The following is a 12,536-nucleotide window of genomic DNA, read 5'->3' as shown; positions in this document are numbered from 1 at the left end:
CGCGCTACCCCTTGACCGCGCGCACGCTCTGTGTGATCGTACCCTGCCACACGCCATCCGGTTCAAGATGCAGCGCCCAAACGTGCAAAGTCACCGTGCCCTGATAGCCGCGCTCGAACCCGGCCTCGCTCATGGTCACCGTTTCGAGCGGCACGACCCACAGCGCGCACGGATCGCTCAATTCGGTCGTCAGCGCGACTTTGCGCAGCACGCTGGATGCCGTGTGGCGCGTCACGTCCTCGTAGGCCGCCTGCACCGCCAGCGACAAACGTTCGCCCTCGTCGTTGATCGTCAGGTGCGCGAAGTCGAGCGACTGCCCGCCGTCGAAGCCCGTCGCCGTCTCGACCGCAAACCGCACGTCCACGGGCGCGCCCGACAGGTTGTGCACCGTGTAGGCGCACTGGAACGTGTCGCTGCCCTGCTGGAAGCTGAACGCCTTCGTCACGCGGATGGGCCGGTGATAGTCGCCCACCCACACGTGCCCATCGCGCGTGAAGGTGACGGTCGTTTCCTTGCCGCCGCCGCGCACCTCGGCCTCGTAGGCCAGATTCACGAAGTCGCCCTGCTCGCCGTACCACATGCGGTAAAACGCGTCGAGCGTGGCGTCGGGCCGCAGGAAGTGATCGATGAACGCGCCGCGCCGGTACCAGTCGGTCAGCAAATACTGGTCGATCCCCGGCTCCTTGATGCGCACCATCGTGTGCTCGTCGTACTGCACGCCCGCCTCGGCCATGTCCGGTGTATAGTAACGCCCGCTCTGCGCCGCCGCGCGGATCTCGTCGTGATAGCCTTCTTCGCGCCGCGTCATGATGTTGAGCAGGTTCACGCGCGCCGGGCGGTAATCCAGTTCGAACATTGCGCCGCCCGTGCCCGGTTTCCAGATCGCGTTGAAGTGCCCGCCGGTCATGACGATTTCCGGCAAACTGTCTTTGTCGAAATCGAACTCGCGCACGGCGATCAGCGGATTTTCGCCCTCGGCCAGTTCTTCCGCTTCGATCAGGTTGGCGTAATTGGCGATGCGGAAGTTGAACAGGTACACGCCGCCGAACAGTCCGTGCCAGTACGCGTCGTTGGCCTGCGCGCGCCACAACAGATCGAGCGCGCGGTCGCGTGCCGGACCGGGAGCCATGGCGTGCACTTTTTCCGCCACGACCAGCATACGCTTGTGCATCTGGTTCACTTCGTCGTACTTCACCATGAAGTTGCGCCAGATGCTGCCGCGCAGGTAGCGCAGCACGTCCTCGCGGCGCTGATCCTCGAACTCGCGCTTGATACGCTTCAGTTCGCGGAAGCGCTCCGGCGGCAGCGACCACTGCCCCATCTCGAAGTAGCTCGCCGTCGGCAGATAGACCCGGCCCAGCGCGGGATAGTCGGCCACGTAGTCGCACGGGCGGATCGTTTCCAGCCAGTCGCCCGCCCCTTCCAGCGCGGTGAACAGCGTCTCCATATACTGCCCGCCGCCCCAGTTATGCTCCCACGTGCCCGGCCACACGCCGAACTTCTCGCCGTCGTCGCCCATGAACGCGATTTTTGGCTGTCCGTTCGGCAGCAGATGCGAGGCCTGCTCGCGCAGCCAGTTCATGAGGTTCGGCACGGTGTCCCAGGGGATCGCGTAGCGCAGGTGGCTCAGCGTCGGGAAGACGCGCACCACGTCGCCCTGTTCCTCGCTGACGAAGTAGCCGAACAGGTCGCGCTCTTTGTTGTAGCCCGCCGCCTCGAAATGCGTGTCGTCGATGATCACGTAGTCGATGCCCGCCTGCGCGATCGGGCGCACGAGATGCGGCTCCCACACGCGTTCGGCCAGCCACATACCGCGCGGCTTCATGCCGAACACGTCCTCGACTGCCTGACTCAGCTTGGTGATCTGGCCCAGCTTATCCTCGTCGGGCAGCGTGGTGAGGATCGGCTCGTAATAGCCTCCCGAAAGCACTTCCAACTGCCCGCGCTCGACCAGCGCCCGCACCCGCGCCAGAAACGGCTGCTGGTGCTCGATCAGGTAATCGAGCAAGCTGCCCGTGAAGTGCACGCCGCACTTGATCGCGGGGTGTCGCTCCATCAGATCGACGAACGGCTCGTAAGCCGTCCGCACCGAATGTTCGTTGACGTGCTCGAACTGCCCTACAGGCTGGTGATTGTGGAACACCAGGGAGAGGTAAAGCGACGTAGCCATGCGCGCCCCTATCTGTCATCGCGTTCTGACGAGAAACCGGACGCCGAGATTGTAGCACAAACACGGTGAAACTCATGACCGGCAGCCGCGAACAAAGAACCACCCCTGCGCGTTGATCCGGCAAGGGTGGTTGATAAGTGCTCTATAAAGTTGTTTGAGCTGTGAAGCGAGGGGACTCGTGCTAGTCGCGGTTCCTCACCGGGACCGGCTGCGCCTGCTGAGGAAAGGGGACGACGCGCGAAGCCTCCCGCTTGTGCAGCGACAGCGCGGGCCGTGCCTGTTGCACAGACGGCTCTGCTTCTTCATCGAGAGGACGGCTGGCGCGCGCCAGAAGGCGGCCCATCACCAGTCCCACGGGGATTGATGCAGCGAACCATCCAACGATCACAGCAGTCAGCATGTTCATCTTACGTCCATTCATCATTCATCTTTCATTCATTAAAACATACTTTAGCAAGCCATGTCAAGTAGTGATGCTGTTAAAATACTTAAATTTCATCCTTACCTTTTTAATGCCTAATCAAATCGTAGCACCAACTGTTTCTTCGTACAACTTTCATGAAGCTAAAGATGCTGTGAAATTTTCCGGCGGCTCTTAACCTTTTTATGCCGCCGTCAGACGGATCTTATAAAGTCAATTCTCCCCTCAAATGCACTTAAATTACCAGCAAAGACACCTCCTCATCCTGGTACAGCGTACGTTTTGCGGCGGTAGCGACGCTTGCGCCCTATGGTACAATGAAACATATCTGAAGCCTTCCTCAAGCGAAACCCGAGATAACTGTTCGATGCTCTATAACGTGCTAATTGTAGACGACGACCGCCGGACCGCTGAGAGCCTCGCCGGGCAGGTATGTGTCCTGGGACACACGGTTGCCACGGCCTACGGTCCCCGCATGGCAATGCAGCATCTCAGCGAAGTCATCCCCGACGTGATCATGCTGGACCTCAACATGCCCGGTGTCAACGGCCTGGAAGTCGTGCGCTTCCTGCGCCGCGACCCGGCCACGGCGCGCGTCCCGGTGGTGATCGTATCGGCCAACGACGATCAGGGCACGATCCAACAGGCGCTGTCCAGCGGCGCGAACCATTATCTCGTCAAGCCGCCCACCCTCGAAGACATCGAATTCGCGCTCGATGCGGTGATGCGCGATCATCTCCCGCCCCACCGCAACGGTAACGGCAGCAAGCGCTACGTCTCGTCCGGTTAGGTGATATAGGCCCAGCCGCCCGCCCCATTTCCGATAACACGCCCATTAGGCAGCGTCAGATAAAATAAATACGCTGGCGCAGGCTCGCGCGTCGTCGCCACCTGCTGGAACGTAACCGTATACGACTGTTCCGGCGCGAGCGCCCAGCCCAACCGCGACGCGACACCCGGCGCGTTCTCCCAGATCTGCCCGATGCCGCCCGTCGGGCGATAGCGTTCCAGCGGCGGCGCTTCGACCGGCGCCTGCGTGCCCGAATCCGGCTGCGACGGGAAGCTCGTCGTCAGGAAATACGCCGACGTGCCGCCGTTCTGCCCGTCCTCGTAGAAGACGTAAATCTCGCCCGTATCGGGCCGCCAGATCGCCGATCCCCCCTCGAATTCCTGGTAGGTCGCCTGCGTCTGGAACGAATCGGACGCGGGGCAGCCGTCCGCCTGCCCGAAGAAGAACGTATACGGGCAGTGCACCTCGACCTGCGCCTCAACGCTTTCGGTTCGGTCCGCCGTGTACAGCCGGTACGTCACGCTGTACAGCGCGTTGTCGGGCAGATAGACCGTCGCCGCGCCTTTGGGCGATTGGGCCGTCACGACCGTTTGCGCCATCGACGTGCCGGGAACCAGTTCCTCGACCGTGACGCCGCCCGTCCCGCGCACCTCCCACGCGATCGTCACCGCCGAACTCGGGTTGACCACCGTGGGCGACACCGAAAACGAGACGATATTTCCGCTCGGCGTAGCGACGCCGCCCGCGTCCGGCAGGATCGGCTGGGGCTGGACCGGCGCTTCGGACGACGGCAGCGTGATGTCGCCCGTCACCGGTAGCACGATGCGCGCCTCGTCATACACCGCGCCCGACACGAGATTGATCGCGCGCAGCCGCAGCGTGACCGCCTGCTCGCCCTGCCGCCATACCGGCGCGACGATGCCCGTGCCCGACGACGGCACCCACATCACGCTGCGCGGCAGCTCGACCGACACCGCAGCGCCGTCCGCAAACACCTGCTCGAACACGAGATTTGAACCCGGCACGCGGTGGGCAACGCTCCACGTCACGGGGATCAGCACCGCGCCCGCCGCGATCTGCCCCGCATCCACGCTCTGCGCGTCCGCCGTAAAGGACTCAATCTCCGGCGGAACCAGCCCTACCGTGCTCAGCGGGATCGTGAGCGTGCGCTGCTCCACGATGCGCCCGTTCGCATCCACGATCGACAGCAAATAGGTGGGCGGACCGAAATTCTGCGGATGCTCGATCGTCACCCGGCGCGATCCGCTGGCTTCCAGCGGCACGCTGTTGTCCTGAAACACGGGAACCCAGCGGTTCTGCTGGTAGACGTGCAGCGTCAGGTGCTCACCGTGCAGCAGACCAACGGTCGTCCAGGCGAGTTCCGTCGCGGCGCTCCCCGCTTCCAAATCGGCCATGCTGACGGTGTCGATCGAGCTGGTAAACGTGACAATCGTGGGGATCGACTGCTGCGCGTGCGTGGTGGGCAGCCCGCTCAGGGCCAGCATCAGCGCCAGAAGACACACGAGCACAGGTCGTTTCATCGCTTATCCTCCCGCCTTGTTCCCGGATCGCCGCGCCACGCGGCATCCACACCGGTATGCAGAAGGGTACAGCGGCGGGCGGAAAGCAGCAAGTTACGCGGCCTTGATGGGTCTCAGGCGTGCCTTTTGAGCGTTTCGACGATGGCCGGGAATCCTTCAGGGCAGCTTCTGGGCGTTACGTACACGCCTCGTCCGTTCACGCGATAATAATGTTGATGCTCCAGCAACTCAGGAAAACACTTCGGCCATTCGTTTTTGCCGAACATCTGCACGATCACCGCCCTGCGCTGAATGGCTCGCCGGACAAGCTCGAAGCTGTACGCCTGGGACGGCACGACAAGTGGCTTATATTTTGCGCTGTGATAGGGCATCATCTCGACGGCAAACACATTTTGGGCGACGCACTCACGCCCGCACACCTTGATCAGTTCACGCAGCCGCGAGTCCCACCACTGATAAGCGAGTGAGTTCTCAATTTCTGGATTCAGCAGATAAAACGGGTGGCTGCCGCCACGATGCAGCCGGTTGTCTTGCGAGAGTTCGGTAAATCGTGCGTCCTGGGAATCCAGATCTTTCTCGTTGTACCCCGGGTTGAGGTTCAGCAGTACTACAGGTGCATCGGGATTGCCCAGGAATGGCTCCGGCAGCAGTTTTGTGTGAATGAAGTGTTCCGGTTTCGCTTTCGCGTTGTGCTGCTCGACAAAAGGCCGATCCTGTTCCAACACAAATGGCTCACGGTCGGGAAGTTTGCGCCACGGATTTTCCATGCATTCCCCCTGCCCTCTGGTACAACTCCGGCTAAAAATGGGCGGAGCAAGCTCCGCCCCTACGGATCGCAGAGGCTTGTCTCTCCACTCCAATCAAGTGGGAGACGGACCGGGATGAAGTCGCGCAGCGCACGCTACCCCTACCGGGGCCGGATGTTCAGCTTTTCCACCAGCGCCGCCCGGCCCGGCCACTCGTCGCACAGCAGGCCGTAAATCAGGTCGTCCTGCCACGCGCCGTCCACGAACCACATCCCCCGATGGCGGCCCTCGTAGACGAAGCCCACTTTTTCCATCATACGCTGCACGCGCACGTTGCTTTCCATCGTGCCGATGTAGATCCGGCGCAGGTTCAGCCAGTTGAACAGGTAATCGACCAGCAGAATGAACCCGTCCGTGCCGTACCCGCCGCCCCAGTAGTCCGGTTCACCGATCAGCGCGCCCAGGTTCGCCCAGCGGTGCGTCGGGGACATCCAATTGATCCCCATCTGCCCGATCGGCGTGCCGTCTTTGGTCTGCACCCCGAACTCAATGCGCTGGTCGCCGCGCTTGTCCAGCGACTCCACCCATTCCTGATACCATCGTTTCCCGGTCGCCTTGGAGAGAATCGGACGATCTCCCGCGCTGCCCCAATACGCCGCAATGCTGTTTTCCCACTCTGGAATGCGGTTGAAATACGTCTCTCCATAGGGAACCAGATCGACCAGGATGCCCTCTAACATACGTTCATGCCTCCGGTTCTGGGCGTGCCCTAAGCCCCAGCTTCTCCACCAAAGTGGCCCGGCCCGGCCACTCATTACACAGCACACCGTACACGAGCGCGTCCTGCCAACTCCCATCCGCGTACCACATCGCGCGGCGGCGGCCTTCAAAGGTAAATTCCAGCTTGTCCATCATACGCTGCACGCGCACGTTGGACGCCATCGTCTCCACGTAAATCCGGCGCAGATCCAGCCACGTAAACAGGTAATCAACCAGCAGGATAAACCCATCCGTGCCATACCCGCCACCCCAATAGGTCGGGTTGCCGATCACCACGCCCAGATTCGCCCAGCGGTGCGCGTCCGAGGTGAAGTTGACGCCCATCTGGCCGATCGGCTTGCCGGACTTGGTTCGTACCCCGAACTCGATCCGTGCCGGGCCATGCTGCGCCGCGTTCCGCCCCTCCAGCCAGTGCTCGATCATCGCGCGCGACGCGATCGGGCGATCCCCGACGTTGGCCCAGTAAGCTGCCGGGCCGTTCATCCAGTCGCCCATGAGCTTGCCGAAGTCCTGCCCGAACGGCACCAGATCGACCAGAATTCCTTCGAGCACGGCCTACGCCTCCGGGGCTGCGTGGGGTTTCAGCCCCAACCGTTCGACCAGTGCCGCACGGCCCGGCCATTCCTCGCGCTGCATCCCGTAGATCAGGGTGTCGCTCCACGCGCTGCTGCCAACGTACCAGTAGCTGAGGCGCCGCGCTTCCAGCGTAAAGCCCGTCTTGTCCATCTGGCGCTGCACGCGCTCGTTGAGCGCCATCGTTTCCACGATAATCCGGCGCAGATCCAGCCACTCGAACGCGTACTCGACCACCAGCAGCAGCGCGTCGGTCCCATAACCGCCGCCCCAGTAGGCCGGGTTCCCGATGCTGATGCCTATTTCCGTGCTGCGGTGGTGCGCCGAGACCCAGTTGAGGCTGATTTCACCGATCGGCGTGCCGCTTTTGGTTTGCATCCCAAATGACAGCACGCCGTGATTATCGTTGTCCTGGCGGTGCTGCCGCCACCGGTCCACGGTGGCATGGCTGAGCACCATCCGTTCCCCGGCGCTGGCCCAATACGCCGCCGGACCGTTTTCCCATTCGGGGACGTTCGCCCAAAAGCGATCGCCAAACGGGACCAGATCGACCAGAATTCCGCTCAGAAAGATCATGCGTCGGGATCCGGGCGCGCCTGGAGGCCCAGCTTCTCGATCATCGCCGCGCGGCCCGGCCATTCCTCGCGCAGCATGCCGTACAGCACCGCGTCCACCCACTGGTTGTTGGCCCACGTCGCGGCACGCTGGCGGCCTTCGAGCGTGAAGCCGACCTTATCCATCTGGCGCAGCACGCGCTCGTTGAGCGCCATCGTCATCAGCCAGCAGCGGCGCAGGTCGAGTTCGTTGAAGGCGTAGTCGAGCAGAAGCAGCAACCCGTCCGTGCCGTATCCCCCGCCCCAATACGCCGGTTCGCTGATCACCGCGCCCAGGTTCGCCCAGCGGTGCGCGGGGATGATCCAGTTGATGCCGAAGTACCCCAGCGGCTTGCCGCTTTTAGTCTGGATGCCAAACGGCACGCCCGTGTCGCCGTCTTCCTCCATCCACTCGGCGTGATCGCGATCCACCGCCGCATGAGAGACGAAGCGGCGGTCGCCCATGCTGCCCCAAAAGCGCGACTCGTTGTTCCACCAATCGTGATCGCGTTCCATGAACGCCTTGCCATAAGGCACGAGGTCCACCAACAGTCCGCGAAGAATCATAACGGTTTACCTCACTCAGCGGGCTTTCAGCCCGATACGTTCGATGACGGCGGCGCGCCCCGGCCACTCCTCGCGCAGCAGGCCGTACGTCAGCATCCCGGCCCAATCATTATCCGCCCAGGTCGCTTCGCGCTCGCTGGATTCCAGCGTAAACCCGACCTTTTGCATCTGGCGCTGCACGCGCTCGTTCAGGCTCATCGTCTTCAGCCACAGCTTACGCGCGTCGAGCCACTCGAAGCCGAAGTCCGCCAGCAGCGTCAGCGCGTCCGTGCCGTACCCGCCGCCCCAGTAGTCCGGCTCCCCGATCAACGCGGAGAGCATCAGCAGGCGGTGATGCGGGTGGACGTGATTGAACGCGAACAGGCCGATCGGCGTGCCGTCTTTGGTCTGCACGCCAAACGCCATACGTGGCTCGCCGCGCTCCCACTGGTCGAGATGCCGCTGCTGCGCTTCTTCCACGCCGCGCCGCGTCTCGAACCAGCGCCCGCCCGTCGCCCAGTAAAACACGCCCTCGCTGTTGCGCCAGTCGTGCTCGCGCGCTTTGAAACGATCCCCAAACGGGACCAGATCGACCAGCAGCCCTTGCAGCATCACGCTAATCGGCTTTCCTGGGAGGCCGCGCTTCCAACCCGATCCGCGCGATCACCGCCTCGCGGCCCGGCCATTCGTCGCGCAGCAGGCCGTATTGCAGCTCGTCCGTCCACTGCCCATCGGCGTACATGCCGCTGCGCAGGCGCGTTTCGAGCGTGAAGCCGACCTTCGCCATCTGGCGCTGCACGCGCTCGTTCAGGCCCATCGTGCCCAGCCACAGCTTGTGGAAATCCAGCCAGTTGAAGGCGTAGTCCACCAGCAGCAGCAGCGCGTCCGTGCCGTAGCCGCCGCCCCAGAACTCCGGCTCCCCGATCGCCGCGCCCAGCATCGCCAGCCGGTGATGCGGCACGACCCAGTTCAGGCCCATATCACCCAGCGCCTGGCCGCCCTTCGACTGGATGCCAAAAACGATGCCCTGCCAGTGATGCTGCTCGGCGCGTTCGGCCCGCTCGCGCTGGTTGCGCTCGGCGCTCTCGCGGGAGATGATCCAGCGGTCGCCCGCCGTCGCCCAGAACCACGACTCGCTGTTGCGCCAGCGATATTCCTGGCCTTTGAACGCATCGCCATAGGGGACCAGATCCACTAACAACCCCTGTAACATCGGGTTCTTCCTCTCCAGTTCGGCCTCAGCGGTGGGCCTTCAGCCCGATGCGCTCGATCACGGCGGCGCGCCCCGGCCACTGGTCGCGCAGGATGCCGTAAAGCAGGCCGTCCACCCACACGCCGTCCATCAGCGACTCGTCGCGGTTGCGCGCTTCGAGCACGAAGCCCACTTTTTCCATCTGGCGCTGCACGCGCGCGTTGGCGTCGGTCGTGCCCAGCCAGACTTTGTGTATATCCATCCAGTCGAACGCGTAATCGACCAGAAGCGTCAGCGCGTCCGTGCCATAGCCGCCGCCCCAGTACGCCGGATCACCGATCCGCGCGCCGAGCATCGCCAGCCGGTGATGCGGCACGAGCCAGTTGATGCTGAAGAAGCCGATCGGCGTGCCGTCTTTCGTCTGCACGCCAAACGTCACCCCGGCATCGGGGCGATTCTGGTATTCCGCCCGGCGCTCGAAGTGCGTCCGCAGTTCCGCGTGGGTCACGATCGGTCGATCGCCGCCGCTGGACCAGAAGCTCGCTTCGTGATTGCGCCACGTGTGTTCAAGATCCCGGTAGACCTGCCCGTACGGGACAAGATCCACCAGCAGTCCTTGCAGCATGCTTTATTCGACCTTTCCGTACCGTTTTTCGGCGCGCTGGCGCAGGTTGAGTTCGTTCACCAGCGCCTCGCGGCCCGGCCATTCTTCGCGCAGGATGCCATACACCAGCGTATCGACCGGTTTGCCGTCAACGAACGTCGCCGCGCGCCGCCGCGCTTCCAGCCGGAAGCCGCAGCGCTCGACGTTCTGCTGGGCGCGCCTGTTGATGTCCATCGTCTCCAGGTCCATGCGCCGCAGGTCGAGCCAGTCGAATGCGTACTGCATCAACAGCAGCAGCCCATCCGTGCCATGCCCGCCGGACCAGTAATCCTTCTCCCCGATCCACGCGCCGGTCGAAGCCGTCCGGCACCACTGATTGACCCAGTTCAGGCCGATCGTGCCGATCGTCTCGCCATCACGGGCGCGCATTATGAAGTGCACGCCGGTATAGCCGTGCGCCGCGCCTTCGCGCCGGTGCTCGATGATGCGCTTGATCGTCGCGCGCGAAACCGGCCCCCATTCGCCCATAAACGCCCACTGGCGCGACTCGTTGTTCCAAAACGCGTACATCTTGTCCTCGAACGCGTTCATCGGGACGAGATCGACCAGCAACCCCTTCAGAATCGTCATTGCCACACGCTCCCGTGCTCACATGCTGCGTGGGCGATCACTTTTTCTCGCCGTTCTTTTCGTCTTTCTTCTCCGGCTTGGGCTTGGGTTCCAGGCCGCTCGGCTGCAAGTCTATCGACGCGATCTTCGCTTCGTAACCCGGCCATTCGGTTTCCAGCAGGCCGTAGACTTCCGCGTCCACGTAGCCGCCGTTCCAGCGGATGTGCTGGCGCAGCGTGCCCTCGTGCACGAACCCGGCCCGCTCCAGCAGATTGATGCGCGTCGTGTCGATCGCCAGCGCCGACGCGTCCAGGCGGTGACTGTTGCGCACCTCGAAGCAGTAGCGCACGAGCATCAGCAGGCCATCGAGCGCTTCGTCGCTGCCTTCATAGCGCACGTCGCCCACGAACCACGTCACGTCCAGCTTGCGCACGCGGGACCATTCGTGATCGTAGATCAGGCCGCCGATCGGATCGTCGTTTTTGGCCTGGAAGCCGATCAACGCGCCGCGCTCGTTCTTCTCCATCTTTTCGATGTACTTCTTCACCACGTCCTCAGGATGTGGCTCGCGGCGCTCCCAGAACTGAGCCATGAACCACGGCTCCTCGTTCATCCACGTCTCGAAATAGGTGGCGAAATCGTCCTCGAACGGGACCAGATCGACCAGCTTGCCTTCAATCATGGTAAGTCTCTCCTCGGCTTTCAGGATCAGCCTGTGGGTGCTGCAGTCGCAGAGGGCAACCAGAGGGTAATACACGAGCGGCTCCCTCGCCAGCCGCGCGCTCAGTACAACGTATTGTACGGCAGGAGATTGCAAAGGTATCAGTTGCACCGCACCACGAGGAGAATAGCCCATGCGTGCGAGAGCGGCAACATTCACTTTAGCGGGCGCGATGAATGATCCAGCCGTTCGCCACCGGCTCGAAGCCGACGCGCGGGTAATACGTCATCGCGTCCGGCACGGAGAGCAGCAGGAGCATCACTTCGTCGCCCAATTCGGCGCGCGTGCGGTCGATCAACGCCTGCCCGATCCCCTGCCGCTGGTAGTCCGCCGAGACGGCCAGATCCGACAGGTAGCAGCAGTAGGCGAAGTCCGTGATCGAGCGCGCGATGCCCACCAGCCGCCCGCCGTCCCACGCGCTGACGATCAGGTCCGCGCCCTGGATCATGCGCTGGATGCGATCGAGGTCGTCCACGGGGCGGCGCAGCCCCGCGCTGCGGAACAGATCCGCAACCTGCTGGGCGGTGACGGGCGCGTTGGCGCGGTAGGTGAGGTCCATGGTGTGCGCTCCTTCGAGGGACTGGGGAATAGGGATCAGGGATTAGCGTATCACAACTCACGCCGTTTGAGCGATTGGGACCACCAACCTAACGGGACATCTTTCGCCGGGGGATACTTACATCAATCGGTTTCATCCAACACAAATGTTGGCAATTCCACCTTTCCCGAACGCGGGTTGCTTCCCTCTTCAACTTGATTGGAGAGGGGCCGGGGGTGAGGTTTCTGCGAGAACAGAACCGTCCCGTTCTCCCGTGGCATCTTACCCCGCGCTCAACGGCCCTTCACCGCGAACACCACCGGCGGCGGCCCGGCCTCACGCCCGGCGAGGCGATCGCCCAGATCGGACAGGCGCGCGCGTAACCCGCCGCCCATGCGCTGCGGCGGATCGACCGGATCCAGCCCTGCGCGGTCCAACACGTCGCGCAGTGCCGCGGGATCGTCCGCGCCGAGCGGGTTCATCACCGCCAGCGCGCCGCCGGGACGCAGCGCCAGCACCGCGCGATCCAGGCCAGCGGGATCGTCCGGGTTCAGGCCGTCCTGATACACCAGCAGATCGAACGCGGCCCGCGCCAGCGGCAGATGGGCCGGATCGGCCTGCACGCGGAAGTAGCGCGCAATCGGGTAAACGGCCAGCCCGAAGCGCTCCCCCGCGCACACGTCCAGCGCCACGGTCGCGGGTTAATCCATGC

General features: G+C 63.3%; 16 protein-coding genes. 1 reads left to right on the top strand and 15 read right to left on the bottom strand.

Features of this window, described 5'->3' with window-relative positions:
* Positions 1-4: 4 nt before the first annotated feature.
* Entirely contained in the window at positions 5-2,170 is a 2,166-nt protein-coding gene (locus tag V7116_RS23020) for an alpha-amylase/4-alpha-glucanotransferase domain-containing protein (protein ID WP_324394332.1), read from the bottom strand.
* A 181-nt stretch (positions 2,171-2,351) separates the two neighbouring features.
* Positions 2,352-2,594: a hypothetical protein gene (locus V7116_RS23015; protein ID WP_324394331.1), complete on the bottom strand. Its 243-nt coding sequence runs from the start codon at positions 2,592-2,594 to the stop codon at positions 2,352-2,354.
* Between the two features lie 364 nt (positions 2,595-2,958).
* On the opposite strand from V7116_RS23015, the gene V7116_RS23010 reads away from it, so the two are divergent.
* Positions 2,959-3,381 (top strand): response regulator, encoded by a 423-nt coding sequence (locus V7116_RS23010; RefSeq protein WP_324394330.1) that lies wholly within the window; start codon positions 2,959-2,961, stop codon positions 3,379-3,381.
* Here V7116_RS23010 and V7116_RS23005 read toward each other — a convergent pair.
* From V7116_RS23005 to V7116_RS22945, 13 genes are all read right to left on the bottom strand, one after another.
* The gene (locus V7116_RS23005; RefSeq protein WP_324394329.1) at positions 3,378-4,922 is read right to left on the bottom strand and encodes a hypothetical protein; all 1,545 of its coding nucleotides are present in this window, start codon (positions 4,920-4,922) and stop codon (positions 3,378-3,380) included. The two genes, V7116_RS23010 and V7116_RS23005, sit on opposite strands and share 4 nt — an antisense overlap.
* Before the next feature lie 113 nt (positions 4,923-5,035).
* Complete coding sequence (locus V7116_RS23000) at positions 5,036-5,689, bottom strand: hypothetical protein (protein ID WP_324394328.1); 654 nt, start codon at positions 5,687-5,689, stop codon at positions 5,036-5,038.
* A gap of 140 nt (positions 5,690-5,829) precedes the next feature.
* Positions 5,830-6,408 carry a GNAT family N-acetyltransferase gene (locus V7116_RS22995; protein ID WP_324394327.1) on the bottom strand — a complete coding sequence of 193 codons (579 nt, stop codon included), beginning with the start codon at positions 6,406-6,408 and terminating at the stop codon, positions 5,830-5,832.
* A gap of 4 nt (positions 6,409-6,412) precedes the next feature.
* Positions 6,413-7,000 (bottom strand): GNAT family N-acetyltransferase, encoded by a 588-nt coding sequence (locus V7116_RS22990; protein WP_324394326.1) that lies wholly within the window; start codon positions 6,998-7,000, stop codon positions 6,413-6,415.
* A 3-nt stretch (positions 7,001-7,003) separates the two neighbouring features.
* Positions 7,004-7,597: a GNAT family N-acetyltransferase gene (locus V7116_RS22985; RefSeq protein ID WP_324394325.1), complete on the bottom strand. Its 594-nt coding sequence runs from the start codon at positions 7,595-7,597 to the stop codon at positions 7,004-7,006.
* Complete coding sequence (locus tag V7116_RS22980; RefSeq protein ID WP_324394324.1) at positions 7,594-8,181, bottom strand: GNAT family N-acetyltransferase; 588 nt, start codon at positions 8,179-8,181, stop codon at positions 7,594-7,596. Before V7116_RS22980 ends, V7116_RS22985 begins: the two co-directional genes overlap by 4 nt.
* A 15-nt stretch (positions 8,182-8,196) precedes the next feature.
* Positions 8,197-8,772, bottom strand: a complete 576-nt coding sequence (locus V7116_RS22975) for a GNAT family N-acetyltransferase (RefSeq protein ID WP_324394333.1) — start codon at positions 8,770-8,772, stop codon at positions 8,197-8,199.
* Between the two features lie 4 nt (positions 8,773-8,776).
* A complete protein-coding gene (locus tag V7116_RS22970) occupies positions 8,777-9,373 on the bottom strand; it encodes a GNAT family N-acetyltransferase (RefSeq protein ID WP_324394323.1) in 597 nt (198 codons plus the stop codon).
* Positions 9,374-9,398: 25 nt separating this feature from the next.
* Positions 9,399-9,977 carry a GNAT family N-acetyltransferase gene (locus V7116_RS22965; protein WP_324394322.1) on the bottom strand — a complete coding sequence of 193 codons (579 nt, stop codon included), beginning with the start codon at positions 9,975-9,977 and terminating at the stop codon, positions 9,399-9,401.
* A 3-nt stretch (positions 9,978-9,980) separates the two neighbouring features.
* Positions 9,981-10,586, bottom strand: coding sequence for a GNAT family N-acetyltransferase (locus tag V7116_RS22960; RefSeq protein ID WP_324394321.1), 606 nt, complete (start codon positions 10,584-10,586; stop codon positions 9,981-9,983).
* Between the two features lie 37 nt (positions 10,587-10,623).
* Positions 10,624-11,247 carry a GNAT family N-acetyltransferase gene (locus tag V7116_RS22955; protein ID WP_324394320.1) on the bottom strand — a complete coding sequence of 208 codons (624 nt, stop codon included), beginning with the start codon at positions 11,245-11,247 and terminating at the stop codon, positions 10,624-10,626.
* A gap of 199 nt (positions 11,248-11,446) precedes the next feature.
* Positions 11,447-11,845, bottom strand: coding sequence for a GNAT family N-acetyltransferase (locus V7116_RS22950; RefSeq protein WP_324394319.1), 399 nt, complete (start codon positions 11,843-11,845; stop codon positions 11,447-11,449).
* Positions 11,846-12,117: 272 nt separating this feature from the next.
* Positions 12,118-12,516 carry a hypothetical protein gene (locus tag V7116_RS22945; RefSeq protein WP_324394318.1) on the bottom strand — a complete coding sequence of 133 codons (399 nt, stop codon included), beginning with the start codon at positions 12,514-12,516 and terminating at the stop codon, positions 12,118-12,120.
* Positions 12,517-12,536 lie beyond the last annotated feature (20 nt).

Source organism: Aggregatilinea sp., from assembly GCF_036822615.1.
Lineage (GTDB): Bacteria > Chloroflexota > Anaerolineae > Aggregatilineales > Aggregatilineaceae > Aggregatilinea.
Note: the sequence above shows the minus strand (reverse complement) of the source record. Positions and strands in the feature narration are given on the sequence as shown.

What these genes read in the sequence shown, in the direction of transcription:
- V7116_RS23005 (WP_324394329.1), bottom strand. Translation starts at nt 4,922, where the DNA reads ATGAAACGACCTGTGCTCGTGTGTCTTCTGGCGCTGATGCTGGCCCTG.
- V7116_RS22960 (WP_324394321.1), bottom strand. Translation starts at nt 10,586, where the DNA reads ATGACGATTCTGAAGGGGTTGCTGGTCGATCTCGTCCCGATGAACGCG.
- V7116_RS22985 (WP_324394325.1), bottom strand. Translation starts at nt 7,597, where the DNA reads ATGATCTTTCTGAGCGGAATTCTGGTCGATCTGGTCCCGTTTGGCGAT.
- V7116_RS22965 (WP_324394322.1), bottom strand. Translation starts at nt 9,977, where the DNA reads ATGCTGCAAGGACTGCTGGTGGATCTTGTCCCGTACGGGCAGGTCTAC.
- V7116_RS22975 (WP_324394333.1), bottom strand. Translation starts at nt 8,772, where the DNA reads ATGCTGCAAGGGCTGCTGGTCGATCTGGTCCCGTTTGGGGATCGTTTC.
- V7116_RS22980 (WP_324394324.1), bottom strand. Translation starts at nt 8,181, where the DNA reads ATGATTCTTCGCGGACTGTTGGTGGACCTCGTGCCTTATGGCAAGGCG.
- V7116_RS22955 (WP_324394320.1), bottom strand. Translation starts at nt 11,247, where the DNA reads ATGATTGAAGGCAAGCTGGTCGATCTGGTCCCGTTCGAGGACGATTTC.
- V7116_RS23015 (WP_324394331.1), bottom strand. Translation starts at nt 2,594, where the DNA reads ATGATGAATGGACGTAAGATGAACATGCTGACTGCTGTGATCGTTGGA.
- V7116_RS23010 (WP_324394330.1), top strand. Translation starts at nt 2,959, where the DNA reads ATGCTCTATAACGTGCTAATTGTAGACGACGACCGCCGGACCGCTGAG.
- V7116_RS22950 (WP_324394319.1), bottom strand. Translation starts at nt 11,845, where the DNA reads ATGGACCTCACCTACCGCGCCAACGCGCCCGTCACCGCCCAGCAGGTT.
- V7116_RS22995 (WP_324394327.1), bottom strand. Translation starts at nt 6,408, where the DNA reads ATGTTAGAGGGCATCCTGGTCGATCTGGTTCCCTATGGAGAGACGTAT.
- V7116_RS23000 (WP_324394328.1), bottom strand. Translation starts at nt 5,689, where the DNA reads ATGGAAAATCCGTGGCGCAAACTTCCCGACCGTGAGCCATTTGTGTTG.
- V7116_RS23020 (WP_324394332.1), bottom strand. Translation starts at nt 2,170, where the DNA reads ATGGCTACGTCGCTTTACCTCTCCCTGGTGTTCCACAATCACCAGCCT.
- V7116_RS22970 (WP_324394323.1), bottom strand. Translation starts at nt 9,373, where the DNA reads ATGTTACAGGGGTTGTTAGTGGATCTGGTCCCCTATGGCGATGCGTTC.